Origin of the sequence: Streptomyces davaonensis JCM 4913 (genome assembly GCF_000349325.1) — a bacterium.
Lineage (GTDB): Bacteria > Actinomycetota > Actinomycetes > Streptomycetales > Streptomycetaceae > Streptomyces > Streptomyces davaonensis.
In genome coordinates this window covers 4,821,172-4,842,917 of the sequence record NC_020504.1, presented here as the reverse complement: position 1 = coordinate 4,842,917, position 21,746 = coordinate 4,821,172, and the positions used below count along the sequence as shown (strand labels likewise).

Here is a 21,746-nt window from a genome sequence, read left to right as displayed (position 1 = left end):
CCGATGCCCCGTCCCCCGGTCCGTGTTCTCGCCGTCCCGGTTCTCGCGCTGGGCGTGCTGCTGACGGCGACCGCCTGTGGCGGGTCCGACGGGCCGGACGCAGCCGCCGAGCCGGCTTCCGCGTCCGCCTCGCCGGGCCCGGCCCGGACCGGCGCCGCCCCCTCCCCGGCGTCCGCTCCCGCGCTCACCGAGGCGCAGGCGCAGGCGGCGCTGATCACCGAGGCCGACCTCGGGGAGCCCTGGGCGGCGACCCAGGGCGCGGCGACCTGGCGGGACGGCATGCTCAAGGCGAGCACCGAGCGGGCCGACTGCCGACGGCTGCTGGACACCCTGTACACCGAGGAGTTCTTCGGCCCGGACGCCCGCACGCGCGCGGTGACCGGCCTGGACGACGACTGGGACGGGGCGCAGATCCGCTACCAGGTCGTGGCGCATCCGCCGAGGGAGGCGGACCGGACGCTGGACTGGCTGAGGTCGCTGCCTCGGAAGTGCGGCGAGTTCACGGCGGTCACCGCGACCGGTGAGAAGGAGTACGCCGAGGTCACCGAGACGGAGCTGCCGGAGGAGGCCGGGGACGCCCGGCAGGGCCTGCGCATCACGCTCACCGTCCCGACCTCCGACGACGACGCGACCACCCTCACCCTGGACCTCGCCGCGGTTCGGGTGGGCGACGACGCCATCGTCCTCACCAACGGCGGCCTCGGCGACGTCCCGGGCGACGCGACCTGGGCGGCCACCGAGATCGGCGCGCGGCGCCTGGCGGAGGTGCACAAGCAGGGGCGGGTCGAGGTCTGAGCCACGGTGCGCCGATTGAGGGCGGGGAAGCGGTGGCAGGGATTGCTCCAGACCCCTCTCGCAGAGGAGACCGCGTGACCGCTCGCCCCACCGCGCCCGACCTCTCCCTCAAGGACCCGAACTGGTGGCGGCAGGCCGTCGTCTACCAGGTGTATCCGCGCAGCTTCGCCGACGCGGACGGCGACGGGCTCGGTGACATCCGGGGTGTCACCGAACGGCTCGCCCATCTCGCCGGTCTCGGCGTGGACGCCCTGTGGCTCAGCCCCTTCTACCCCTCCGAACTCGCCGACGGCGGCTACGACGTCGCCGACCACCGCGATGTCGATCCGCGCCTGGGCACCCTCGACGACTTCGACGCCATGGTCGAGGAGGCCCATCGTCTCGGGCTGAAGGTCATGGTCGACATCGTGCCCAACCACACCTCCCACCGGCACAGTTGGTTCCAGGAGGCGCTCGCGGCGGGTCCGGGCTCCGCCGCGCGGGAGCGGTACGTGTTCCGGGACGGGCGCGGGGCGCACGGTGAACTCCCGCCCACCGACTGGCAGTCCGTGTTCGGTGGCAGCGCCTGGCGGCGGGTTCCGGACGGGCAGTGGTACCTGCACCTGTTCGCTCCCGAGCAGCCCGACCTGAACTGGTCCCACGACGAGGTCCGCGCCGACTTCCGCACCACCCTGCGCTTCTGGTCCGACCGGGGCGTCGACGGCTTCCGGGTCGATGTCGCCCACGCCCTCGCCAAGGACCTGACCGAGCCCCTGCGCGACCTCGGCGCCCCGGTGCTGAGCGATGAGGAGGCCCTGGCCGCCATGCCCGCGGGCAGCCACCCCTTCTACGACCGCGACGAGGTCCACGAGATCTACCGCGACTGGCGCACGATCCTCGACGCCTACTCCCCGCCCCGCATGGCCGTCGCGGAGGCCTGGGTCCCGGGCGCCCGCAGGGTGCTGTACGCCCGCCCGGAGGAACTCGGCCAGGCCTTCAACTTCGAGTACCTGCAAGCCTCCTGGGACGCGGACCGGCTCCGCCGGATCATCGGCGACTCGCTCGCCGACGCATATGCCGCCGGTGCCTCCGCCACCTGGGTGCTCTCCAACCACGACGTCGTCCGGCACGCCTCGCGGCTGACGCTGCCCCCGGGCACCGAGGACAACGCCTGGCTGCTGTCCGGCGGCCACGCCCCCGAGGTGGACCGCGCGGCCGGACTGCGTCGGGCCCGCGCCGCCACCCTGCTGATGCTGGCGCTGCCCGGCTCGTCGTACCTCTACCAGGGCGAGGAACTCGGACTGCCCGAGGTCGCCGACCTATCCGTGGCGGTGCTCCAGGACCCGATCTGGGAGCAGACCGGCCACGTCCGCAAGGGCCGCGACGGCTGCCGGGTGCCGCTGCCCTGGACGGTCGACGGACCCTCGTACGGCTTCGGCGCGGGCGGCGCCTGGCTGCCGCAGCCGGAGTGGTTCGGCCCGTACTCCGTCGAGGCACAGGAAGGGGTCGAGGAGTCCACCCTGGAGCTGTACCGGCGGGCGCTGCGACTGCGGCGCAAGCTGCTGGAGGGGGAGACCCTGACCTGGGCCGAGGAGACCCCGGCCGGGGTGCTCGGGTTCGCCCGGTCCGACGGCTGGCGCTGCGTGGCCAACCTGTCCGGCGCGCCCGTACCGCTGCCGCCCGGCGAAGTCGTCCTCAGCAGCGCGCCGTTGGAACCGGACGGACGGCTCGGCGCCGACACGACGGCATGGCTGACGTAGGCGGTACGGCCACCTTCACTCCACGAACGTCATCTCCCGGGGCGTGTTGTTCAGCCTGCGGCCGCCGTCCTCCGTGCAGGTCACGATGTCCTCGATCCTTACGCCGAAGCGGCCCGGTAGGTAGATGCCCGGCTCGATCGAGAAACACATGCCGGGGACCAGCGGCAGTTCCTCCCCCGCCACCATGTACGGCGGCTCGTGGGTCGTGACGCCGATGCCGTGCCCGGTGCGGTGGATGAAGTACTCGCCGTATCCGGCGTCCGCGATGACCGAGCGGGCCATGTGGTCGATCTCCTGGCAGGCCACTCCGGGGCGCACCGCCTCGAAGGCCGCCTGCTGGGCCGTACGCACGATCTCGTGGACCCGCAGCTCCTCCTCGGTGGGCTCGCCGACGTGGACCGTGCGGGTGGTGTCTGAGCCGTAGCCGTCCTTGAGGCCGCCGAAGTCCAGGACCACCATGTCGCCGCGCCGGATGACCCGGTCACCCGCCTCGTGGTGCGGGTCGGCGCCGTTCGGCCCGGAGCCGACGACCGTGAAGTCGACCTGCGAGTGGCCGTGCTCCTTGAGCAGTCGCGCCAGGTCCTCGGCCACCTCCCGCTCCCGGCGCCCGGCGAACGGGACGGCGAGGATCTCCTCGTACGCGGCATCGGCCGCCGCGCCCGCCGCCGCGAGCCGGGCGACCTCGTGCGCGTCCTTCACCGCGCGCAGCATCGGCAGCACGGTCGTCAGCGCGCGGTACGTGGTCAGCGGGAAGGCTTCCTGGAGGCCCAGCAGGTGCAGGGCCCAGGTGGAGTCGGAGACGCCGTAGTGGCCCTGCGGGCGGAGGAGGCCGGCCGCCGCCGCGTAGGGGTCCTGGCCGTCGCGCCACTCGGAGATCCGTGTCGCGCCCGCGCCGGGCGCCGCCTCCGCGTCCGGGCGCTCCAGCGCGGGGACCAGCAGCCGGGGCTCCGACTCGGGGGTGAGGACGAGGAGCGTGAGCCGTTCGGTGATCGCGGTCGGGCGGTAGCCGCACAGCCAGGTCAGATCGGGTCCCGGGGTGACCAGCAGCCCCGCGAGCCCCGCGCCGATGGCGTCCCGGGTGGCCCGGTCCATCCGGTCGGCGTGGTCCTGCTCGGTGAAGCCCGAGGGTGCCTCGGTCATGTCGAACCCCTCGCCTGCGCCGACCTGCTCTGACCTGTCCATTGGAGGGGCGGGCGGCGGGCGGCGGCACGCACAGGAGGAGCCTAATCCTCCGATTGAGTGATAATTGGAGCATGAGTACGACGACGGTTGTTCTTGCGGCCACGTCGAGTGAGGTACTCAACGTGATCGCCGCGTTTGTCGGCGGCCTGGTCATTGCCGGCGCACTGGTGTGGGCCGTGCAGTTCGGCATGCGGGTCATGGACCGTGAGCTGCCGCATCCCAACCCCGAGGACCACCCCAAGATGCCCGAGGGCGGGCCGGTCCACGAGATGCGGGAGATGCGGGAGCCCGACGAGGTGCCGCAGACGGAGGGGGGCGAACGGCTCATGCCGTACGAACTCCACCATGCGGGAAGCCGGAGAGGAAAGGACCAGCACCGTAAGCGCTGGCTGCCGGGGTCCAGTGGGTCCTTCGGCAGTGGTGGCCTCGGACACACCTGAGCGATGACCGGGGGCTGCCCCGCCGACCAGGGGCAGCCCCCGCTCCGGGGGGAGTCGCCGCCGGGGAGGCTCGCGCGGGCACCCATGCCATGACAGCCGTGGGGATTGACCAGCACTGCCGGTGACCGCACCTCCGGTCCCCGACGGCTCTTCCAGCTTGCCCCCTGTCGAGGGGTGCTCCGGCACAGATCGGCGAAGATCCGTACACCTAAACGCCCGGCCCCGGTACCTACGTACGCGCCGCCGGGATCTCCGTACGCGAGGTGATCCCCAGCTTGGCGAGGATGTGCTCGACGTGGGCGTCCACCGTGCGCTTGGAGATCACCAGGCGCTCGGCGATCTCCCGGTTCGACATGCCCTCCGCGACCAGACCGGCCACCTCCCGCTCCCGCCGGGTCAGCACATCCGCGAGCTGCCGGGGCCGCGGCACCTCGGCCGAGGGCTCCCGCTCGCCCCGCGGCGCGTCCGCGTCCGCCCGTACGGCGTCCAGGACCTGGCGGCCCGACATCCGCGCGCCCGTCTCCCACCACCGCTCGAACTCCGCGGCGCCGAGCGCGGCCCGCACCTCCTCGCGGACCTTCTCCTGCTCCTCCAGCAGCCGGGGCAGCAGAGCCACCGGGTCGCCGTTCAGGCGCCGGGCGTGCTCGGCGAAGCCCAGCAGCCAGGAGGCCCGCACCGGGCGTTCCTCGTGGGCCGCGTGCCAGGCCAGGCCCATGCAGGCCAGCGCCGCCACCAGCACCTCGCCGATCTCGCCCGCCGCCTCCAGGGCCCGGCGCAGCGGGTCCAGGGCCTCCTCGTGGCGGCCCGTGAGCGCGAGCACGACGCCGTGGGCGGCGAGCGTGGAGCCGTACATCTGGCGGTCGCCGGTGCCCTCAAGACGGGCCAGGCCCGCCCGGCACAGCTCGATGGCGCCGTCGGTGTCGCCGAGCATCGCCCTGAGCAGCGCGCCCTCGTAGTGCACGACGCCGATGCCGAGCAGGTCGCCGGTGGCGACGATCCGGGCGCGGGCCTCCTCGAAGGCGGCCAGGCTGCCCTCGACATCCCCGCCCAGCGCCGACAGCGCGGCCACATACGCCTGCGCGAACAGCTCCACCCGGCTCTCACCGGACCGCCGGGCCACCTCCAGGGCCTGCGGGAAACGGTCCAGGGCGGTCTCCAGATCGCCGGTCCACACCCCGCACTCGCCGGTCATGAACAGGCCCCAGGCCCGCTCGGGGCAGTCCTGCGGGACGCGGTCGAGGCCCTTGTCCATCCAGTAGCGGCCCTCGGACAGGGTGCCCGCGGCCCGCCAGTGCGGCACCAGCCGGGACGCCAGCCACAGGGCGTCGGCGGTCAGGTCCTCGGTGGCCAGGCCGTACTCCAGGGCCGCGCGCACGTCCGCGATGTTCTCCCGCACCGCCTGGTGCAGCCGGACCTGGGCGGGGCCCACGAACTCGTCCCAGAAACGGTCCGCCAGATCGTCGTAGAAGGCGAAGTGGCGCCGTCGCACGGCGTCCGCGCCGCCCGTGCCGGAGAGCATGTCGGCGCCGTACTCGCGGATGGTGTCCAGCAGGCGGTAGCGGCCGCCGCCCTCGCCGATGCGCTGCACGACCGACTTGTCGACCAGCCCGATCAGCGCCTCCACCACCTGCTCGGGCGGCAGTTCGGGGTCCGCGCAGACCCGCTCGGCGGTGGACAGCTCGAAGGAGCCCGCGAAGACCGACAGGCGCGCCCACAGCAACCGCTCCTGGGGTGTGCACAGTTCGTGCGACCAGCCGATGGCGGTGCGCAGGGTCTGGTGGCGGCTGAGCGCGGTGCGGCGGCCGCCGGTGAGCACCTCGAAGCGGCGGTCCAGGCGGGCGACCAGCTCCGCGAGCGGGACGGCGCGCAGGCGGACGGCGGCCAGTTCCAGGGCGAGCGGGATGCCGTCGAGGCGGTCCGCCAGGGCGAGGGCGCGCTCGCGGTCGGAGGGGGTGAGGGCGGCGCCGCCGGTCACCGCCGCGGCGCGCTGCACGAACAGGTCGACGGCGTCCTCGGCCGGCAGCGGCGGGATCGGCACGCAGTGCTCGCCGGGCACGTCCAGCGGCTGCCTGCTGGTGGCGAGGACGCCGAGGCCCGGGGCCTCGCGCAGCAGGATGTCGCAGAGCATCGCGCAGGCGTCCACGAGGTGCTCGCAGGTGTCCAGGACGATCAACAGCCGCCGCCGGCGCAGGTGTTCCACCACGGCGTCCAGCGGGCTCATCCCGGACTGCTCGGGCAGCTCCAGCACTCCGGCCACGGTCGCCGGGATCAACTCGGGGTCGTGCAGCGCGGACAGCTCCACGAGCCGCACCCCGTCCTCGAACCGCCCGGCGGCCGCACCGGCCGCGCGTAACGCCGTACGGCTCTTTCCGACGCCGCCGGGGCCGACCAGGGTGATCAGCCGGGCCCGGTCCAGGGCGCCCTGGATCAGGGCGAGTTCACCGGCCCGGCCCACGAAACTGGTGAGCTCCACCGGGAGTTGTCCGCCACGCCGCTGCCCGAAGCCGAATCCCATGCGACAAAGGGTAGCCAGCCGGGTGCCGAGCGTGAGTGCCCTGTGGAAAACCCCCACAGAGTGTTCTAGGAAGCCGCCTTCTCCCTGTCGGGAGCCGTGGCCAGGGCCCAGATCACGAAGAAGTCCAGCGCGACCATGAGGACCGACCAGACCGGCTGGTACGGCAGGAAGAGGAAGCTGGCGATCAGGCTCAGGGAGGCCAGGAAGATACCGGTGATCCGGGCCCACCAGGCGCCCTGGAGGATGCCCCAGCCGACCACCAGGGCCACGGCGCCGAGGCAGAGCAGGATGACGCCCCAGCCGGTGAGGCTGATCTTGTATACGTAATCGCCGATGCGGTCGTACACGTCGTCCGTGGCGATGGCGGAGATGCCCTGGAGGATCGCGACCACGCCGTTGACCATCATCAGGACACCGGCGAAGACCAGGCCGCCGGTCTGCCAGGGAGTGGCGCCGGGGACGGGTCCGGCGTAACCGCTGGTCCCGGTGTACGGTCCGGCGGGCCGGTTGGTCTCACCCCAGACCGGGGGCGGCTGCTGGCCCTGCTGCTCCTGCTGCCCCTCGGCGGTCGGCTGCGGTTGCTGCTGCGGCTGCTGGGTCATGGGGCGTCCCGTTCTTCCGGGGCGGTCGGCGCGTGAGCACGGGCCGCCGGTCGATCGTCGCGTCCACCCTCCGCCCGGGGGCGGGCGGCCACCACGGGAGTGGGCCGTTCGGGTGAGGCGGGCGCCGAGGTGCGGGAGCGGGTTCGCGGGCCTTCAATGAAGGAACCCGCCGCACTGGGAGGCGTCATGTCCGGCCACCGGATCCGCTGTCTGACTGCGCTGTCGGCTGTCGCGCTCGCGGCGTCGGTGGCCCTGACGGGGTGCTCCGACGACGACACCCCGTCGAGCGTGGCGTCGAGTGTGGCGAGCAGGGTGTCGGAGGCGGCCGAGTCGCTGGCGGCCGAGGCGGAGAAGAAGATCGACGACATCAAGAACGGCGTCGACGCCAAGGACGCGGTGACGCTGGGCGACCCCGTCACCGACGGCCGCGCCACGGTCCCGGTCACCGTGGAGAACACCGCCGACTCGGCCAAGTCCTTCGCCGTACAGGTCGACTTCACCGACAGCAGCGGCAACCGCCTCGACGTGGTCGTCGTGACGATCTCCGACGTCGCGTCCGGCGAGTCCGAGGAGGCCACGGCCCGCAGCAACCGCGATCTCACGGGTGAGGTCGAGGCGGAGGTGGCGCGGGCGGTGCGCTACTGAGCGGTCTTCCTGGCGTACGCGCGGGCCGCTCTGGCTCGGTCGCCGCAGCGGGTGGAGCACCAGTGGCGGCGGCCGTGGCGCAGGAGGTAGCGGTTGCAGGGCGGGGAGCCGCAGGCCGTGAGGCGGTCGGCGTCGGGGCCGGTGAGCAGGTCGGCGGCGTCGGCGGCGAGCGCGGCCAGGGCGTGGTCGAGGATCTGGTCGGTGGGGTGGGCGGCGGCCCGGTACAGGCCCCGGTCGGCGTTCCAGTGCAGGAGTGAGGCGGCCGGTGCCCGGGTGAGCGCGTCGTTCACCGCGGCCAGCGCACCCTTGGGCGCGGGGGCGCCGTCGAGGCGGGCCGCGAGCAGTGCCCGGATCTGTTCGCGCAGGGACCGCAACTGCGCCGCGCACATCTCCCGGATCCCGGCGTCGACGGGCGCGAGCCCACGCTCCGCGAGCCACTGCCCGGCCGCCTCGGCCGTACCGAGGAAGTCCAGGTAGTGCCCGCCGGGCAGGGCGACGGTGCTGTTGGCGAAGTCCAGTGCCGGGTACTGCTCCGCGCCGGGTGCGGGCGGCGGCGCGCTGCCGTCGGCGGCCACGGTCTCTCTCATGACTCTCATGGTACGTGTTGCGCCCATCCGTGAGAAAGGGCTACCGTCTCTCACGGATAGCTAATCTCTCATCCGTGAGGAGCCCTGATCCATGTCCAGCACCCTGCCCATCCGCGTCCTCGGCGGCCCCACCGCCTTCTTCGAGTACGGCGGCCTGAACTTCCTCACCGACCCGACCTTCGACGCCCCCGGCGAGTACCCGAACCCGGGCCGTCCGACCCTGCGCAAGCTGGCCCCGACCTCGGCCGCTCCCGCGGAACTGGGCCGTATAGACGTGGTCCTGCTCTCCCACGACGAGCACGCGGACAACCTCGACCGCGCGGGCCGCGCCCTGCTGGCCGAGGTGCCGCTCACCCTGACCACCCCCGGCGGGGGCGCCCGGCTCGGCGGCACCGCAAAGGGACTGGCGGACTGGGAGACGCTGGATCTCGACCGGCCCGGCGGCGGCACGGTGACGGTCACCGCCGTACCCGCCATCCACGGCCCCGGCCCGCGCGAGACCGTCGAGCCCGTCACGGGCCAGGTGGTCGGGTTCGTGCTCACCGGCGAAGGACTGCCCTCGGTCTACGTCAGCGGCGACAACGCCTCGCTGGACGCGGTGAAGGAGATCGCGGACCGGTTCGGGCCGGTCGACACGGCCGTACTCTTCGCGGGCGCTCCCCGCTTCCCGGTCCTCTTCGACAACGCGGCCCTCGTCCTGGACAGCGCCCAGGCGGCGGAGGCGGCGCGGATCCTCGGCGCCCGCCGTGTCGTGCCGGTCCACTGCGACAGCTGGGCCCACTTCACGGAAGGGCGCGAGGACGTGGTGACCGCGTTCCAGGCGGCCGGGCTGGCCGACCGCCTGGACTGAGCCCCGTCAGGGCCATCGGGGCCGTGGGGGGCCGTCACGGCTGGAGCGGCATGCTCCAGCAGTTGGAGTGCGCGGACCTGCCGTTCAGCCGGTCCGTGATCCAGTCCACCGCGTCGCCCTGGTCGGTGAGCAGGGGGGTGAGGTGGTTGAGGAGCGAATTGCCCAGGGGCGGGATCAGCTCGGCCTCGTAGGTCACGTTCGCGCCCTTGGCGCACCAGTCGGTCGCCAGCCTCCGGGCCTGGCCGTGGGGGACCAGGTCGTCGCTGATGCCGGTGACCACGCGGACCGGGGCGGCCGGCTTCATGGTGCCGATGCGGTGGGTGTCGAGGTAGGCCGTCAGCTCCGGGGTGGCGGCGATGATGTCGCTGACCGTGCGGCCGTCGTTGGTCCACTTCGTGCTGTCGGCGCCGCCGTACTTGAACAGGGCGTCGCCCACGCACATCGTCGACAGGTCGGCCAGCGCCGCCTTGCCGGCCGCGTTCAGATGGGCGTCCGCGATCGGCTTCAGCGCCGGTTCGGACTGGACGAAGCCGTTCAGGGACCAGCCCAGCGCACCGGCGAGTCCGCTGCCGTCGATGGCCCGGGTGACCTCGGTCAGGTCGGCGGGCGGGGCACCGGAGTAGGCGCCGGCGAGGTTGACGTCGGGGGCGTAGGAGCGCTGGAGTTCGGCGGCCGCGGCGCTGGCCCCGCCGCCCTGGCTGTAGCCGAACAGGCCCACCCGGGACTCGGCGGTGACCGAGGCCCCGGCGACCTTGCGGGCGGCACGGGCGGCGTCGAGGAGGGCGTGCCCCTCGTCGACCCGGTTGACGTAGGTGTGCAGGCGGTCGGTGGCGCCGAGGCCCGCGTAGTCGGTGACGACGACGGCCGCGCCCTTGCTGAGGAGCCGGTAGATCGCCAGGTCCTCGTAGCCGACGGAGACCGTCTCACCGTTGAACCGGATCGGGTGCTCCAGGCCCAGGGACGCGGAGCACTGGTCGCCCTGGCCCATGGTGCCAGGGGCGAGTGCGACCAGCGGCCGGGGGCCCTCGCCCTTCCAGTCGGCCGAGGGTTCGATGTAGGCGCCGGTGACGGCGACCGGCTTGCCGGACGCGTCGGTGGACTTGTACATGAGCCGGGTGGCCTTGCCCGGCAGCGGTCCGTTCAGGCTGGGCAGGCTCAGGGCCAGCTTGAGCGGCTCGGTGCGGACGAGGGCGCCGTCCGCGTCGGGCAGGGTGCTGGGCGGGTTGTAGAACGCCGGGATGGTGACGCCCCGGGACACGACCTCGTCCGCGGCCGTGGCGGCGGTCCCGGAGAGGGCCTGGGCGCCGAGACATGCAGCGGCGATGACGCTTGCGGCCAGGAGCCGTCTGCGTACGGGCATGGCGAACCTCCTGTTGAAGCGGCTGGCAGGAGTGCGGGTTGGTTCGCCAGGACCGTACCGCCGGTAACAACCGGGTTAATACTGGTCGGTAGGTTACGGTTCAGTAATTTAAGTTCTCATTGAAGTGTTCACGAGAACAGCAGCCGCCATGTGAGGGGCCCGGGATGCCCGTCGGCGTCCCCACGCAGCTCCGGCCGCGACTTCTGGAAGTCCCGCACATTCAGCCGATCCGCCTCGCCCCACACCTTGCTGGGCCCGACCTTGTAGTGATCGCCGAACCCCCGCTTGACCAGCTGCCTGCCGAGCGTGAGCACATGCTCGTTGGAGGCACCCGCACGGAAGAACTTGCGTCCGGGGAAGGCAGGCACCGCGGGCTTGGCGGTCCCAGGCTTGGTCTCCGTCGGCTCCTCGTCGTCCCCGAGATCGAGATCGGCCTTGGCATGCTTCAGCAGCCGGGCGAAGTCGACGGCACCAGGGTCGCCGTGCTGATTCTCCGGCACATGCATGTGCCCGCACACCCCCTTGAACGCCTCCCACCTCGTGCCCGACATGCGCTGGCCGCCGCCGTTGGCGAACGACGTCGGGTAGGCGGGCCAGGACTTCGGGCCGGACAGTGGGACGCCGTGCTCCTCGTGCATCCAGGACAGGAAGCGGGCCACGCCGAGCAGTGCCCACTCCGGGGCCTCCGGCCAGTACAGGTGTGCGTCGCCGGCCTTCTTCCACTTCGCGTGGGTCTTGGGGTCGCAGGTGCCGACCAGCTCGACCTGGCAGACGTTCAGGGTGTTGGTCTCGACGCCGCCGCTGAGGTTGACCAGCGCCCGGGAGGAGGTCTCGATGTCGAAGTGCTGGTACCACTTCAGCTTCCTCGCCCCGAGGTCCGGCACCGCCGTCAGGTTCGGCGCGGAGCCGCCACCGCCGTACCCGGGCAGTGAGCGGCCCTCGGTGGTGTGCAGGACGACGACGTTGACCTGCATGGCGTCGCCGCCGAAGTCGTCCTGGTACCAGTTGGCCCGGCTCGCGCCCGGGTATCGCTGGGGTCCTGTCTTCGTACTCATGGCCGCTCCCGCGCTCTTGTGTTCGAAGGGCTTTCGTGCCCAATCACGGGAAAACCTAGGGGAGTTGGGCACCCCACCGGGGGCGGCACGAGGTATTCACAGGTTGTGGACAGTCGGGGGCGGGGCGCGACCTGAGGGCGATGCGCCGTCGTCCCCCGGTGGGAGCCCCGAAGGGGGCAGTACTGCGGATTCAGTACCGCGCAGTGTCGGCAGCCGCACGACGACACGGGACCCCTTGCCCCGGGAGCCTTGAGGAACCTTCGACATCCAGATCTGGAGACCTCTCCTCGTGGCTACTTTCCTGTATCGACTGGGCCGCCTGGCCTTCCGGCGGCGCTGGCGCGTCGCCCTGGTCTGGGCCGCCGTCCTGGCCGCCGTCGGGTTCGGCGCCATGAGTTCCTCGGGCGCCGTCGACGAGGAGTTCTCCATGCCGGGGATCGAATCGCAGCAGGCGTTCGACCTGCTGGAGGAGCGCTTCCCCGGCACCACCGGCGACAGCGCCACCGCCCGGGTCGTCTTCGTCGCGCCGGGCGGCGAGAAGGTCACGGCCACCGAGAACAAGGCGGCCGTCGAGGCAGCGGTCGCCGAACTCGGGGACGGCTCGCAGGTCGCGAGCGCCGTGGACCCCTTCAAGGCCGGCGCGGTCAGCAAGGACGGCTCCACGGCGTACACGACCGTCACCTACAAGGTCGGCGCCGTCGATCTCACCGACGCGAGCAAGACGCATCTGGAGGAGGCGCTCGAACACGCCCAGGGCTCCGGGCTCACCGTCGAGGCCGGCGGGACCGCCCTGGAGGACACCGGCGGCCCGGGCGGCGCCGCCGAGATGATCGGCGTCGCCATCGCCGCGGTCGTGCTGCTGATCACCTTCGGCTCGCTGGCCGCCGCCGGACTTCCGCTGCTCACCGCCATCATCGGCGTCGCCGTCAGCATGGCCACCATCACGGCCCTGTCCACCGCCCTCGGTCTGTCCAGCACCACCGGCACCCTGGCGACGATGCTGGGCCTGGCCGTCGGCATCGACTACGCCCTGTTCGTCGTCTCCCGCTACCGCGAGGAGCGCGCCAAGGGGCGGGCGCCCCAGGAGGCCACCGCCCTCGCCACCGGCACCGCGGGTTCCGCGGTCGTCTTCGCGGGTCTCACCGTCGTCATCGCGCTCGCCGGGCTCTCCGTCGTCGGCATCCCGATGCTGACCAAGATGGGCCTGGCCGCCGCGGGCGCGGTCGTCGTCGGCGTACTGATCGCGCTGACCCTCGTCCCGGCCCTGCTCGGCTTCTGGCCCAACGCCGTCCTGGCCCGCAAGGACCGCAAGGCCCGCCGAGCCGGCCGTACGACCGCGGAGACCCCGAGGAAGGACAACGGCGGCACCCGCTGGGCCCGCTTCGTGCTGCGCCGCCCGCTGCCCGTGCTGCTCCTCGGCGTCGTGGGCCTCGGCGCCCTGGCGATACCGATGACCGACCTCCAGCTCGGCATGCCCGGCGACGAGGCCAAGTCGACGTCGACGACCGAGCGCCGGGCCTACGACGCGCTCGCCGAGGGCTTCGGGCCCGGCTTCAACGGGCCGCTGACCGTGGTCGTGGACGCCAAGGGCGCCGAGGACCCGAAGGCCGCCGCGGACACGATCTCCAAGGAGATCGGCGGCACCGAGGGCGTGGTGTCGGTGTCCCCCGCCCAGTTCAACGAGGCCGGTGACACCGCTGTCTTCTCCGTCGTCCCGGCCACCGCGCCGACCGACGAGAAGACCAAGGACCTGGTCACCTCCATCCGCGGCGAGCGGCCGGACATGGAGTCCGCGACCGGGGCCACCTTCGACGTCACCGGCACCACCGCGATGAACATCGACATCGCCGACAAGGTGCAGTCCGCGCTGGTGCCGTATCTGATCCTCGTGGTCGGCCTCGCCGTGATCCTGCTGCTGGTGGTCTTCCGGTCGATCCTGGTCCCGCTGAAGGCGGCCCTCGGCTTCCTGCTCTCGGTGCTCGCCTCCCTCGGCGCGGTGGTCGTGGTCTTCCAGCAGGGCCACGGCGCCGAACTCCTGGGCGTGGAGACCACCGGCCCGATCATGAGCCTGATGCCGATCTTCCTGGTGGGCATCGTCTTCGGACTCGCGATGGACTACGAGGTCTTCCTGGTCTCGCGGATGCGCGAGGCCTACGTCCACGGCGAGAGCCCCGCCCAGGCCGTGACCTCCGGTTTCCGGCACAGCGCCCGGGTGGTCGTGGCGGCCGCGCTGATCATGATCGCGGTGTTCGCCGGGTTCATCGGCGAGAGCGACTCCATGATCAAGATGATTGGCTTCGGGCTCGCCGCGGCCGTCCTCTTCGACGCCTTCGTGGTCCGGATGGCGATCGTCCCGGCCGTCCTCGCCCTGCTCGGCGACAAGGCCTGGTGGCTGCCGAAGTGGCTGGACCGGATCCTGCCCCGGGTCGACGTGGAGGGCGAGGCGCTGAACCGTCCGGTCGAGCCGTCCGCCGTACCGGCCGAGAAGGAGGTCGCGCGCGCCTGAGGCGTGCGGCGCAGGGGCCGCCCGTGGTCGTCGTCACCGACCCGGGCGGCCCCGCATCGTCCACCATGGATGTCAGCACCACTGACCGAGAGAGCCGCCCGTGATCACCAACATGGAGAGCTACGCCGACCGCATCGAGCGCTACGCGGCGCGCTGGCCGCGCGCCCTCGACGTGGTGATGGTGCTGGCCCTGATCGGCTGCGCGAGCCTCGGCACCCAGCTCAGCCTCCCCGGCACCAGCACCCCGGACTCGGGCAAGCCCCTGGAGGTCATGCTCGGCCTGTCCTGCTTCGTCCTGCTGAAGTACCGCACCCACACGCGCACGGTCGTCGTCGTGGTCGCGCTGGTCACGGTCGCCGCCATCGCGCGCGGCTATCTGCTCACCCCGCTGCTGCTGGCCCCGCTGCTCGCGGCGATGTACTGGCTCGCCGTCCTGTGCGACCGCAGGACCGTCCGCGCGTACGCCGCCGTCGTCGCGGTGGCGCTGCTGACCGTGAACGTGGCCAGCGAGAACATCCCCGATCTCTCCATCGTCCTGACGGTGATCGGACCCGTCTTCTGGCTGGCCCTGCCGATCGTCGCCGGCAACATGGCCCGGCTGCGGCGCGACTACCTGGAGTCCGTGCAGGCCCGTGCCGAGCACGCCGAGCGCACCCGGGAGGAGGAGGCGAGGCTGCGGGTCGCCGAGGAACGCATGCGCATCGCCCGTGAGCTGCACGACGTCGTCGCCCACCACCTGGCGCTGGCCAACGCGCAGGCCGGTACCGCCGCCCACCTCGCGCGCAGCAACCCCGAGCAGAGCGAGAAGATCCTCAACGACCTCACCGGTACGACCTCCTCGGCGCTGCGCGAGCTCAAGGCCACCCTGGGCCTGCTGCGCGCGGACGACCACCCGCAGGGCGAGGGCCTGGAGCCCGCCCCCGGCCTGGCCCGGCTGCCCGAGCTGATCGCGTCGTACCGCTCGGCGGGCCTCGGCGTCACCGTCACCACGGAGGGCGAGCCCCGCCCCCTGTCGCCGGGCGCGGACCTGACCGCCTACCGGATCGTGCAGGAGGCCCTCACCAACGTCTCCAAGCACGCCACCAGCTCCCACGCCCACGTCCGCTTCACCTACGCCGACGCGCGGCTGCTCATCACCGTCAGCAACGACGGACCGGCCGCCCCCACCACCGCCGCTTCCGGCGGCTTCGGGCTGATGGGCATGCGGGAGCGCGCCAATTCCATCGGCGGCGAGCTGTGCGCGGGCCCACGCCCCGAGGGCGGTTTCGAGGTCACCACCGCGCTGCCGCTCCAGCCGTCCGCCGCCGTAGAAAGAGAGACCCCATGACCATCAGGGTCCTGCTCGCCGACGACCAGGCCCTGTTGCGGGCCACCTTCCGGATACTGATCGACTCCAATCCCGACATGGACGTCGTCGGGGAGGCGTCCGACGGCGCGGAGGCGCTGGAGCTGACCCGCGCCCACCATCCGGACGTGGTGCTGATGGACATCCGGATGCCCGGCACGGACGGCCTGTCCGGCACGTCCGCGATCTGCGCGGACCCCGCGCTCGCCGCGACGAGGGTGCTGATCCTCACCACCTTCGAGACCGAGGACTACGTCGCCCAGGCGCTGCGGGCCGGGGCCAGCGGCTTCCTCGGCAAGGACGTCACCGCGGACGCCCTGCTGGCCGGGATCCGCACGGTGGCCTCCGGCGACTCCCTGCTGTCACCCGGCGCCACCCGCACCCTCATCACCCGCTTCCTCACCTCCCCGGCGCCCGGCACCCAGCTGGCGCCCCCGGAGCGGCTGGCCGAACTGACCGGCCGGGAGCGGGAGGTGATGGCGCTGGCGGCGGAGGGCAAGTCCAACGCCGAGATCGCCGAGCTGCTGGTGGTGAGCCCGCTGACGGTACGGACCCACATCCACCGGGCGATGACCAAGCTCAACGCGCGGGACCGGGCGCAGCTCGTCGTCATCGCGTATCAGACGGGTCTCGTGCAGCCATAGGGATATCAATGGATGGGATTGGATTCCTCATTGGAAACCAATGGGTCGGCGGGCTTACGTTCGAGCTCCTGAACCACTTGCACTCTCTGGAGTTCTCACCATGTCGAAGATCCTCTTCGTGCTGACCGGCGTCGACTACTGGACCCTCGCCGACGGCACCCGCCACCCCTCCGGCTTCTGGGCCGAGGAGGTCGTCGCCCCGTACCAGCGGTTCACCGCCGAGGGCCACGAGATCGTCGTCGCCACGCCCGGCGGCGTCGTTCCCACCGTCGACCAGGGCAGCCTCGCTCCCGAGGTCAACGGCGGTCAGGAGAACGCGGACGCGGTCGCGGCGGGGCTCGCCGCGATGACCGAGCTCCAGCGCCCCATCCGGCTGGAGGACGTGAACCTCGGCGACTACGCCGCCGTCCTCTACCCCGGCGGCCACGGCCCCATGGAGGACCTGGCGGTCGACGCCGTCTCCGGCCGGATCCTCGTCGACGCCCTCGACTCCGGCCTGCCGCTCGGCGTGGTCTGCCACGGACCGGCCGCGCTGCTCGCCGCCACCCGCGAGGACGGCGCCAACGCCTTCGCCGGATACCAGGTCGCCGCCTTCACCAACGCCGAGGAGACCCAGGCCGGCCTCGCCCCCAAGGCGAAGTGGCTGCTGGAGACCCGGCTCGTCGAGGCGGGCGTCGAGGTGCAGGCCGCCGAGCCGTGGGCGCCGCACGTGGTCGTCGACCGCAACCTCGTGACCGGCCAGAACCCCGCCTCCTCGGCCCCGCTGGCGGCCGAGCTGCTGAAGAAGCTGGCCTGATCGGGCCATACGGGCGCATTAGGCTCGCGGGTGTGAGCCATAAGGATGCCGATGGAGCGCTGGGTGCCCGGGGTGCCGGCCCGGTCACCCAGGACCTGAACCTGGTCCGGACGTTCCTCGCCGTCTACCGCTCCGGCTCCTTCACCGCCGCCGCGCAGTTGCTGGGCATCTCCCAGCCCACGGTGACCACCCAGGTGAAGGCCCTGGAGCGGCAGTCGGGCCGCGAGCTGTTCGCCCGGCTGCCCAGGGGCGTCACGCCCACCTCGTACGCCCATGACCTGGCCGCCAGGGTCGCCGCCCCGCTCGACGCGCTGCTCGCGGCGACCGGCCACGACCCGGCGGAGGCGGGCCCGCCGGCCCCGGTCCATCTGGCCGGCCCCGCCGAAGTCCTCTGCCTGCGGATCCTGCCCGCGCTGGCCCCGCTGGTCGCCGAGGGCGTACGGCTGCGGGTGACGCCCGGGCTGACGGATCCGCTGCTGGAGGAGTTGCGGGCGGGCCGCCACGACCTGGTCGTCGCCACCCACCGCCCCCGGGGCCGGGCCCTGATGTCGAGCCCGCTGCTCGACGAGGAGTTCGTGCTGGCCGCCGCGCCGGTGTGGGCGGACCGGATCGGCGACCGCGTGACGACCGAGGGCCCCGGCGTCCTGCACACCGTCCCCCTGATCGCCTACGCCGAGGACCTCCCGATCCTCCGCCGCTACTGGCGGCACGTCTTCGAGCAGCGCCTGAACTGCCGGGCCGCCGTGACGATGCCGGACCTGCGGGGTGTTCTGACGGCGGTGACGGCGGGCGCGGGGTTCTCGGTCCTGCCGCGCTACCTCTGCGAACCTGAGCTGTCCGCAGGCGTGTTGGTCCCCCTGCATGAGCCGGAGGACGCGCCGATCAACACCGGGTACTTGGTCCAACGCCCGGGGACCTCCGAGAACCCGCATGTCAGGCAGGTACGGGACCTGCTGCTGAGCCTGGGCCCCACGTGGTGACGGGGTGGGGCCCAGACTCCGGGGCCGTCAGCTCGCCGCGCAGGAGACTGTTGGCCAGGTGTGGTTGCCGTTGTGCTGGATGGTGACGCCCCAGTTGTTGCCGCTGCCGTTGGGTTTGGCGGTGAGGACTTGTGAACTGGGGTAACTGGCGCTGACGTTCCAGGTGGAGAGGACCCTGGCCGGGCTGGGCAGGGTCATGGTGACGGTCCAGTTGCTGGACCCGGTGACGGAGACGTTGAGGTTGTAGCGGTCGCTCCACTGCTGCCCGGCGGAGAGAGTCGCCGTACAACTACTGCCCCCGCCTCCACCGCCGCCCCCGCCGGTCGGGGCCACGGCCCGCCCCGTCGTCGGGGAGATCATCCCGGCGCACAGGTTGCGGGCCGCGAGTCCCTGGGCGATGCGGGGGATCGCGGCGAGGGTGTTGGCGGACCAGTCGTGCATCAGGATGACCTGGCCGCTCTGGAGCCGTCCGGCGGCCGCCACGATCGCGTCGGTACTCGCACCGTTCCAGTCCTGCGAGTCGACGTCCCAGAGCACCTCCCGCAGCCCGTACTTGGCCTCCACCGCGCGCACGGTCGCGTTGGTCTCGCCGTACGGCGGCCGGAACAGCACCGGCGTACCGCCGCCCGCGGCGGAGATGGCTTGCTGGGTCCGTGCCAGCTCGGAGTCGATCTGTGCCTGGCTGAGCTGGGTCAGATGCGGGTGGGTGTAGCTGTGGTTGGCCACCCACATACCGGCGTTCACCTGGGCGCGGACCTGTGCCGGGTTGGCGGCGGCGTACTGGCCCTGGTTGAACATCGTGGCCCGCAGCCCGTTCTGGGTGAGCGCGCTGAGCAGGGCCGAGGTGTTGCCCGACGGACCGTCGTCGAAGGTGAGGCCGACGTAGCCGTTGCAGGTCGCGGCCTGCGCCGGGGCGGAGTTGACGCTGAGCGTGGCTGCTACGGCCATGAGGACGACCGCCATTTTCGCGAGTAGGTGTCTCATCGATCGGTCCCCCTCCCGTCAGCTCGCCGTGCAGGAGACCGTTGGCCATGTGTAGTTGCCGTTGTGCTGGATGGTGACGCCCCAGTTGTTTCCACTGCCGTTGGGTTTGGCGGTCAGGACTTGTGAACTGGGGTAACTGGCGCTGACGTTCCAGGTGGAGAGAACCTTGGCCGGACTCGGCACATTCATGGTGACGGTCCAGTTGCTGGAGCCGGTGACGGAGACGTTGAGGTTGTACCGGTCGCTCCACTGCTGCCCGGCGGAGAGAGTCGCGGAACACCCGGTGCCGCCTCCTCCACCTCCACCTCCACCGCTGGTGCCGCCGACCGTGATGTTGGAGCTACCACTGCTCTGGTAACCCTCGGTCGCCATGATCATGTAGTAGTTGAAGCTGCCGAGGGGCATTCCGGCGCGGGCCCAGGCGTCGAAGTGGTTGCCGGTGGTGATGGTGCCGCCGGTCCGCTTGGACTGCCGGACGCTCCAGTACTGGTCGAAGGTCTTGTTGCCTTCCACGGACGGGGCGTTGTACCGGGTCGTCTTGTAGATGTCGTACGTCCCGCCGTCGGTGGTGACCGTGCCCTTGAAGGTCCCCGTGGGCCGGTAGGTGCCCCAGTTGTCGACGATGTAGTACTCGACGAGCGGGTTCGCGGTCCATCCGTACAGCGCCAGGTAGGCATTGCCGGACGGATTGAAGGTGCCGGAGTAGGTGACGGTCCGCCGGGCCCCGTTGGCCCAGCCCTTCCCGGCGACGAAGTTCCCGGTGTTGCTCCACTGGGTGCTGTAACTGCCCCCGGACGCCAGGTTCATCGAGACGGTGCCCTGGGAGTCCGTCCAGAACGAGTAGTAGTACCCGTTGTTGGTCCCGGTCTGATTCGTGGTGACCACGGTGTCGGCATGCGCAGTGACCGCACCGAGGGAGACCAGCAGCACGGCACAGGCGCCGCTGATGAGTAGTCGTAACCGTGCGAGTGAGTTCTTCATGGGGTGGGAGTGTTGGCCGGGGCACGTCAAGTGTCAATAGTTTCGGCAACTGTTACGAAACATTCGGAGATGGATGGCGAGTATTAGGCCAGGTGATCGGGTTGGTGTGACCTTCTGCTTCGGCGCCTGCCGATTGCAAGATCAATTTATGGACCTTGGATCGCGAAACATTTCGAAGATGATGCCGACTCTTCAGGTGCTCGGAGGCACCTCGCGGCGGATGCCCCGGATCCCTGTCCCGGGGTTTCGCGTGGGGCCAACAATCGGCGACGCGTTCTTTGCCACATCGGGAACAGGGTCGGAACCCGAGGTGCGATTATTCCGTCTTGGCTGGTCGGGCGACGGCCTTTGGTTCGGGACTACTAAATTGGCTGAAATTGAGACGAATACCAAGACTCTGGGCCGCGGTGGGCGTCGTGGCTCTGGGATTCCTCATAGCGCTGGAATTCGCCGCGCGGCGGTACGGCCTGCCGGGGCCTCTCACGAATCAGGCACGAGAGGTGATATTCGCCCCTAAATCGGGCGGCCTGCTTTATGCCGGTATGGCACTGATGATGGTCGTGCTCAACTGGCGGCAGCGGTTCATCTCGCTCGGCGTCGCAGTCGGTATCGATCTCGTCATCGTCGCGGTCCGGTGGGTATTCGATCTCAAGATCACCGAAGGCCATCCCTACGGCACCGGCGCCCTGTGGGTGATCCTGGCCCATGCCGTCATCGCCTTCACCCGTCGCACCGGCGGCGAGCGCGTCCTGCTGCTCAAGGGCGTCGGGCTCGCCCTCCTCCTCGTTGCCGGGCGCAAGACCGGGGACACCTGGCTGCTCATCACCTCCAAGACCCGGCCCACGGTCCTCGACCAGTACGTCGCCACCGCCGACCACGCGCTCGGCAACCCCTCCTGGCTCGTCGGCCGCATCGTCACCGCCAGCGGCCCCGTCGGCTTCAACCTCCTGGACTTCGTCTACGGCCAGCTGGCCGTCGCCGCGGTCATCGCCGCCCTGTACCAGCTGCGCAATGTCGCGACCGAGCGCCGATTCCCCCGTCATCACCTCGTCCGCACATTCCTGGTGATCGGCCTTCTCGGCCCGGCGATCTACATGATCTATCCCGTCGTCGGCCCCCTCTACGCCTACGGCACCGGCAACGCGCACTGGGCCGACGTCAGCTTCTGGGCGCCCGAATCGCCCCCCACCACACCGTGGGCCGTCGCCACGATCTGGCCCGACACCATGCCGTCGATCAGCACGCCGCAGCCGTTCTCCTTCGACGAGATCACCCCGCGCAACTGCATGCCCAGCCTGCACACCGCCTGGGCCACCGCGATCTTCCTCCACACCCGCAAGAGCCCCCGAGCCCTGCGCTGGGCCGGAACCGTCTGGCTGGTCGCCACCCTCGCCGCGACCCTGGGATTCGGCTACCACTACGGCGCCGACCTCATCGCCGGTGTCGTCTTCACCCTCACCATCGAGGCCGGCCTGCGCACGTACGACCGTGGCCGGGACCGGACCGGGCTCCGGCTCACCGCGTACGGAGCGACCGTCTTCACCGCGCTGCTGCTGTCGTACCGCTTCCTGTCCGTGGAGCTGGCCGAGCATCCCTGGGTGTCCGGGCCGCTGCTGCTCCTGGCCATGGCGTCCGTGATCTACGCATACGTACAGACGCTCGCGGCATGGGAGCGCACCCCCGCTCCCGTCAAGCAGCCCGAGCCGGAACCGGAGCCCGAACTCATCTGACGCGCACCGC

At 71.5% G+C, this 21,746-nt stretch carries 19 protein-coding genes; 11 read left to right on the top strand and 8 right to left on the bottom strand.

Annotated features, from left to right (window positions below; all coding sequences use genetic code 11):
• Window positions 1-3: 3 nt before the first annotated feature.
• Both BN159_RS21320 and BN159_RS21315 read left to right on the top strand, forming a co-directional pair.
• Complete coding sequence (locus BN159_RS21320) at window positions 4-795, top strand: hypothetical protein (protein WP_015659073.1); 792 nt, start codon at window positions 4-6, stop codon at window positions 793-795.
• 74 nt (window positions 796-869) lie between these two features.
• On the top strand, window positions 870-2,534 hold the full coding sequence (locus BN159_RS21315; protein WP_015659072.1) for a glycoside hydrolase family 13 protein: 1,665 nt from the start codon (window positions 870-872) through the stop codon (window positions 2,532-2,534).
• A gap of 15 nt (window positions 2,535-2,549) precedes the next feature.
• Here BN159_RS21315 and BN159_RS21310 read toward each other — a convergent pair whose 3' ends face one another.
• Window positions 2,550-3,674, bottom strand: coding sequence for an aminopeptidase P family protein (locus BN159_RS21310; protein ID WP_015659071.1), 1,125 nt, complete (start codon window positions 3,672-3,674; stop codon window positions 2,550-2,552).
• A gap of 113 nt (window positions 3,675-3,787) precedes the next feature.
• Here BN159_RS21310 and BN159_RS21305 point away from each other — a divergent pair, with 113 nt between their 5' ends.
• A complete protein-coding gene (locus BN159_RS21305) occupies window positions 3,788-4,156 on the top strand; it encodes a DUF6479 family protein (RefSeq protein WP_041819617.1) in 369 nt (122 codons plus the stop codon).
• 229 nt (window positions 4,157-4,385) lie between these two features.
• On the opposite strand, the gene BN159_RS21300 is transcribed toward BN159_RS21305, so the two are convergent.
• A complete protein-coding gene (locus BN159_RS21300) occupies window positions 4,386-6,671 on the bottom strand; it encodes an ATP-binding protein (RefSeq protein ID WP_015659069.1) in 2,286 nt (761 codons plus the stop codon).
• Window positions 6,672-6,736: 65 nt separating this feature from the next.
• Window positions 6,737-7,273: a DUF7144 family membrane protein gene (locus BN159_RS21295; protein ID WP_015659068.1), complete on the bottom strand. Its 537-nt coding sequence runs from the start codon at window positions 7,271-7,273 to the stop codon at window positions 6,737-6,739.
• A gap of 186 nt (window positions 7,274-7,459) precedes the next feature.
• Here BN159_RS21295 and BN159_RS21290 point away from each other — a divergent pair, with 186 nt between their 5' ends.
• Window positions 7,460-7,918, top strand: a complete 459-nt coding sequence (locus tag BN159_RS21290) for a hypothetical protein (protein ID WP_015659067.1) — start codon at window positions 7,460-7,462, stop codon at window positions 7,916-7,918.
• Here BN159_RS21290 and BN159_RS21285 read toward each other — a convergent pair.
• A complete protein-coding gene (locus BN159_RS21285; RefSeq protein ID WP_015659066.1) occupies window positions 7,912-8,514 on the bottom strand; it encodes a CGNR zinc finger domain-containing protein in 603 nt (200 codons plus the stop codon). The two genes, BN159_RS21290 and BN159_RS21285, sit on opposite strands and share 7 nt — an antisense overlap.
• A gap of 82 nt (window positions 8,515-8,596) precedes the next feature.
• Between BN159_RS21285 and BN159_RS21280 the strand changes: the two genes are divergently transcribed.
• Entirely contained in the window at window positions 8,597-9,355 is a 759-nt protein-coding gene (locus BN159_RS21280; RefSeq protein WP_015659065.1) for an MBL fold metallo-hydrolase, read from the top strand.
• Between the two features lie 34 nt (window positions 9,356-9,389).
• Here the strand turns inward: BN159_RS21280 and BN159_RS21275 are convergent, their stop codons facing one another.
• Together BN159_RS21275 and BN159_RS21270 are read right to left on the bottom strand one after the other, a co-directional pair.
• Window positions 9,390-10,715: a lipase family protein gene (locus tag BN159_RS21275; RefSeq protein ID WP_015659064.1), complete on the bottom strand. Its 1,326-nt coding sequence runs from the start codon at window positions 10,713-10,715 to the stop codon at window positions 9,390-9,392.
• A 128-nt stretch (window positions 10,716-10,843) separates the two neighbouring features.
• Window positions 10,844-11,770, bottom strand: a complete 927-nt coding sequence (locus BN159_RS21270; protein WP_015659063.1) for a peptidoglycan-binding protein — start codon at window positions 11,768-11,770, stop codon at window positions 10,844-10,846.
• A gap of 289 nt (window positions 11,771-12,059) precedes the next feature.
• Here BN159_RS21270 and BN159_RS21265 point away from each other — a divergent pair, with 289 nt between their 5' ends.
• The 5 genes from BN159_RS21265 (at window position 12,060) to BN159_RS21245 (ending at window position 18,041) form a co-directional block, all read left to right on the top strand.
• The gene (locus tag BN159_RS21265) at window positions 12,060-14,276 is read left to right on the top strand and encodes an MMPL family transporter (RefSeq protein ID WP_015659062.1); all 2,217 of its coding nucleotides are present in this window, start codon (window positions 12,060-12,062) and stop codon (window positions 14,274-14,276) included.
• A gap of 112 nt (window positions 14,277-14,388) precedes the next feature.
• Window positions 14,389-15,603: a sensor histidine kinase gene (locus BN159_RS21260; RefSeq protein ID WP_015659061.1), complete on the top strand. Its 1,215-nt coding sequence runs from the start codon at window positions 14,389-14,391 to the stop codon at window positions 15,601-15,603.
• A complete protein-coding gene (locus BN159_RS21255) occupies window positions 15,600-16,265 on the top strand; it encodes a response regulator transcription factor (protein WP_015659060.1) in 666 nt (221 codons plus the stop codon). The genes BN159_RS21260 and BN159_RS21255 overlap by 4 nt, the downstream gene beginning before the upstream one ends.
• Window positions 16,266-16,365: 100 nt before the next feature.
• Window positions 16,366-17,061, top strand: a complete 696-nt coding sequence (locus BN159_RS21250; RefSeq protein WP_015659059.1) for a type 1 glutamine amidotransferase domain-containing protein — start codon at window positions 16,366-16,368, stop codon at window positions 17,059-17,061.
• Between the two features lie 32 nt (window positions 17,062-17,093).
• Window positions 17,094-18,041 (top strand): LysR family transcriptional regulator, encoded by a 948-nt coding sequence (locus BN159_RS21245; protein ID WP_015659058.1) that lies wholly within the window; start codon window positions 17,094-17,096, stop codon window positions 18,039-18,041.
• 27 nt (window positions 18,042-18,068) lie between these two features.
• On the opposite strand, the gene BN159_RS21240 is transcribed toward BN159_RS21245, so the two are convergent.
• Window positions 18,069-19,025 carry a polysaccharide deacetylase family protein gene (locus tag BN159_RS21240; RefSeq protein ID WP_015659057.1) on the bottom strand — a complete coding sequence of 319 codons (957 nt, stop codon included), beginning with the start codon at window positions 19,023-19,025 and terminating at the stop codon, window positions 18,069-18,071.
• 18 nt (window positions 19,026-19,043) lie between these two features.
• Entirely contained in the window at window positions 19,044-20,006 is a 963-nt protein-coding gene (locus tag BN159_RS21235; RefSeq protein WP_015659056.1) for a glycoside hydrolase family 11 protein, read from the bottom strand.
• A 377-nt stretch (window positions 20,007-20,383) separates the two neighbouring features.
• On the opposite strand from BN159_RS21235, the gene BN159_RS21230 reads away from it, so the two are divergent.
• Complete coding sequence (locus BN159_RS21230) at window positions 20,384-21,736, top strand: phosphatase PAP2 family protein (protein WP_051113529.1); 1,353 nt, start codon at window positions 20,384-20,386, stop codon at window positions 21,734-21,736.
• Window positions 21,737-21,746: the final 10 nt, after the last annotated feature.

What these genes read in the sequence shown, in the direction of transcription:
- BN159_RS21305 (WP_041819617.1), top strand. Translation starts at nt 3,788, where the DNA reads ATGAGTACGACGACGGTTGTTCTTGCGGCCACGTCGAGTGAGGTACTC.
- BN159_RS21285 (WP_015659066.1), bottom strand. Translation starts at nt 8,514, where the DNA reads ATGAGAGTCATGAGAGAGACCGTGGCCGCCGACGGCAGCGCGCCGCCG.
- BN159_RS21300 (WP_015659069.1), bottom strand. Translation starts at nt 6,671, where the DNA reads ATGGGATTCGGCTTCGGGCAGCGGCGTGGCGGACAACTCCCGGTGGAG.
- BN159_RS21240 (WP_015659057.1), bottom strand. Translation starts at nt 19,025, where the DNA reads ATGAGACACCTACTCGCGAAAATGGCGGTCGTCCTCATGGCCGTAGCA.
- BN159_RS21250 (WP_015659059.1), top strand. Translation starts at nt 16,366, where the DNA reads ATGTCGAAGATCCTCTTCGTGCTGACCGGCGTCGACTACTGGACCCTC.
- BN159_RS21270 (WP_015659063.1), bottom strand. Translation starts at nt 11,770, where the DNA reads ATGAGTACGAAGACAGGACCCCAGCGATACCCGGGCGCGAGCCGGGCC.
- BN159_RS21295 (WP_015659068.1), bottom strand. Translation starts at nt 7,273, where the DNA reads ATGACCCAGCAGCCGCAGCAGCAACCGCAGCCGACCGCCGAGGGGCAG.
- BN159_RS21280 (WP_015659065.1), top strand. Translation starts at nt 8,597, where the DNA reads ATGTCCAGCACCCTGCCCATCCGCGTCCTCGGCGGCCCCACCGCCTTC.
- BN159_RS21290 (WP_015659067.1), top strand. Translation starts at nt 7,460, where the DNA reads ATGTCCGGCCACCGGATCCGCTGTCTGACTGCGCTGTCGGCTGTCGCG.
- BN159_RS21310 (WP_015659071.1), bottom strand. Translation starts at nt 3,674, where the DNA reads ATGACCGAGGCACCCTCGGGCTTCACCGAGCAGGACCACGCCGACCGG.
- BN159_RS21275 (WP_015659064.1), bottom strand. Translation starts at nt 10,715, where the DNA reads ATGCCCGTACGCAGACGGCTCCTGGCCGCAAGCGTCATCGCCGCTGCA.
- BN159_RS21255 (WP_015659060.1), top strand. Translation starts at nt 15,600, where the DNA reads ATGACCATCAGGGTCCTGCTCGCCGACGACCAGGCCCTGTTGCGGGCC.
- BN159_RS21260 (WP_015659061.1), top strand. Translation starts at nt 14,389, where the DNA reads ATGGAGAGCTACGCCGACCGCATCGAGCGCTACGCGGCGCGCTGGCCG.
- BN159_RS21320 (WP_015659073.1), top strand. Translation starts at nt 4, where the DNA reads ATGCCCCGTCCCCCGGTCCGTGTTCTCGCCGTCCCGGTTCTCGCGCTG.
- BN159_RS21235 (WP_015659056.1), bottom strand. Translation starts at nt 20,006, where the DNA reads ATGAAGAACTCACTCGCACGGTTACGACTACTCATCAGCGGCGCCTGT.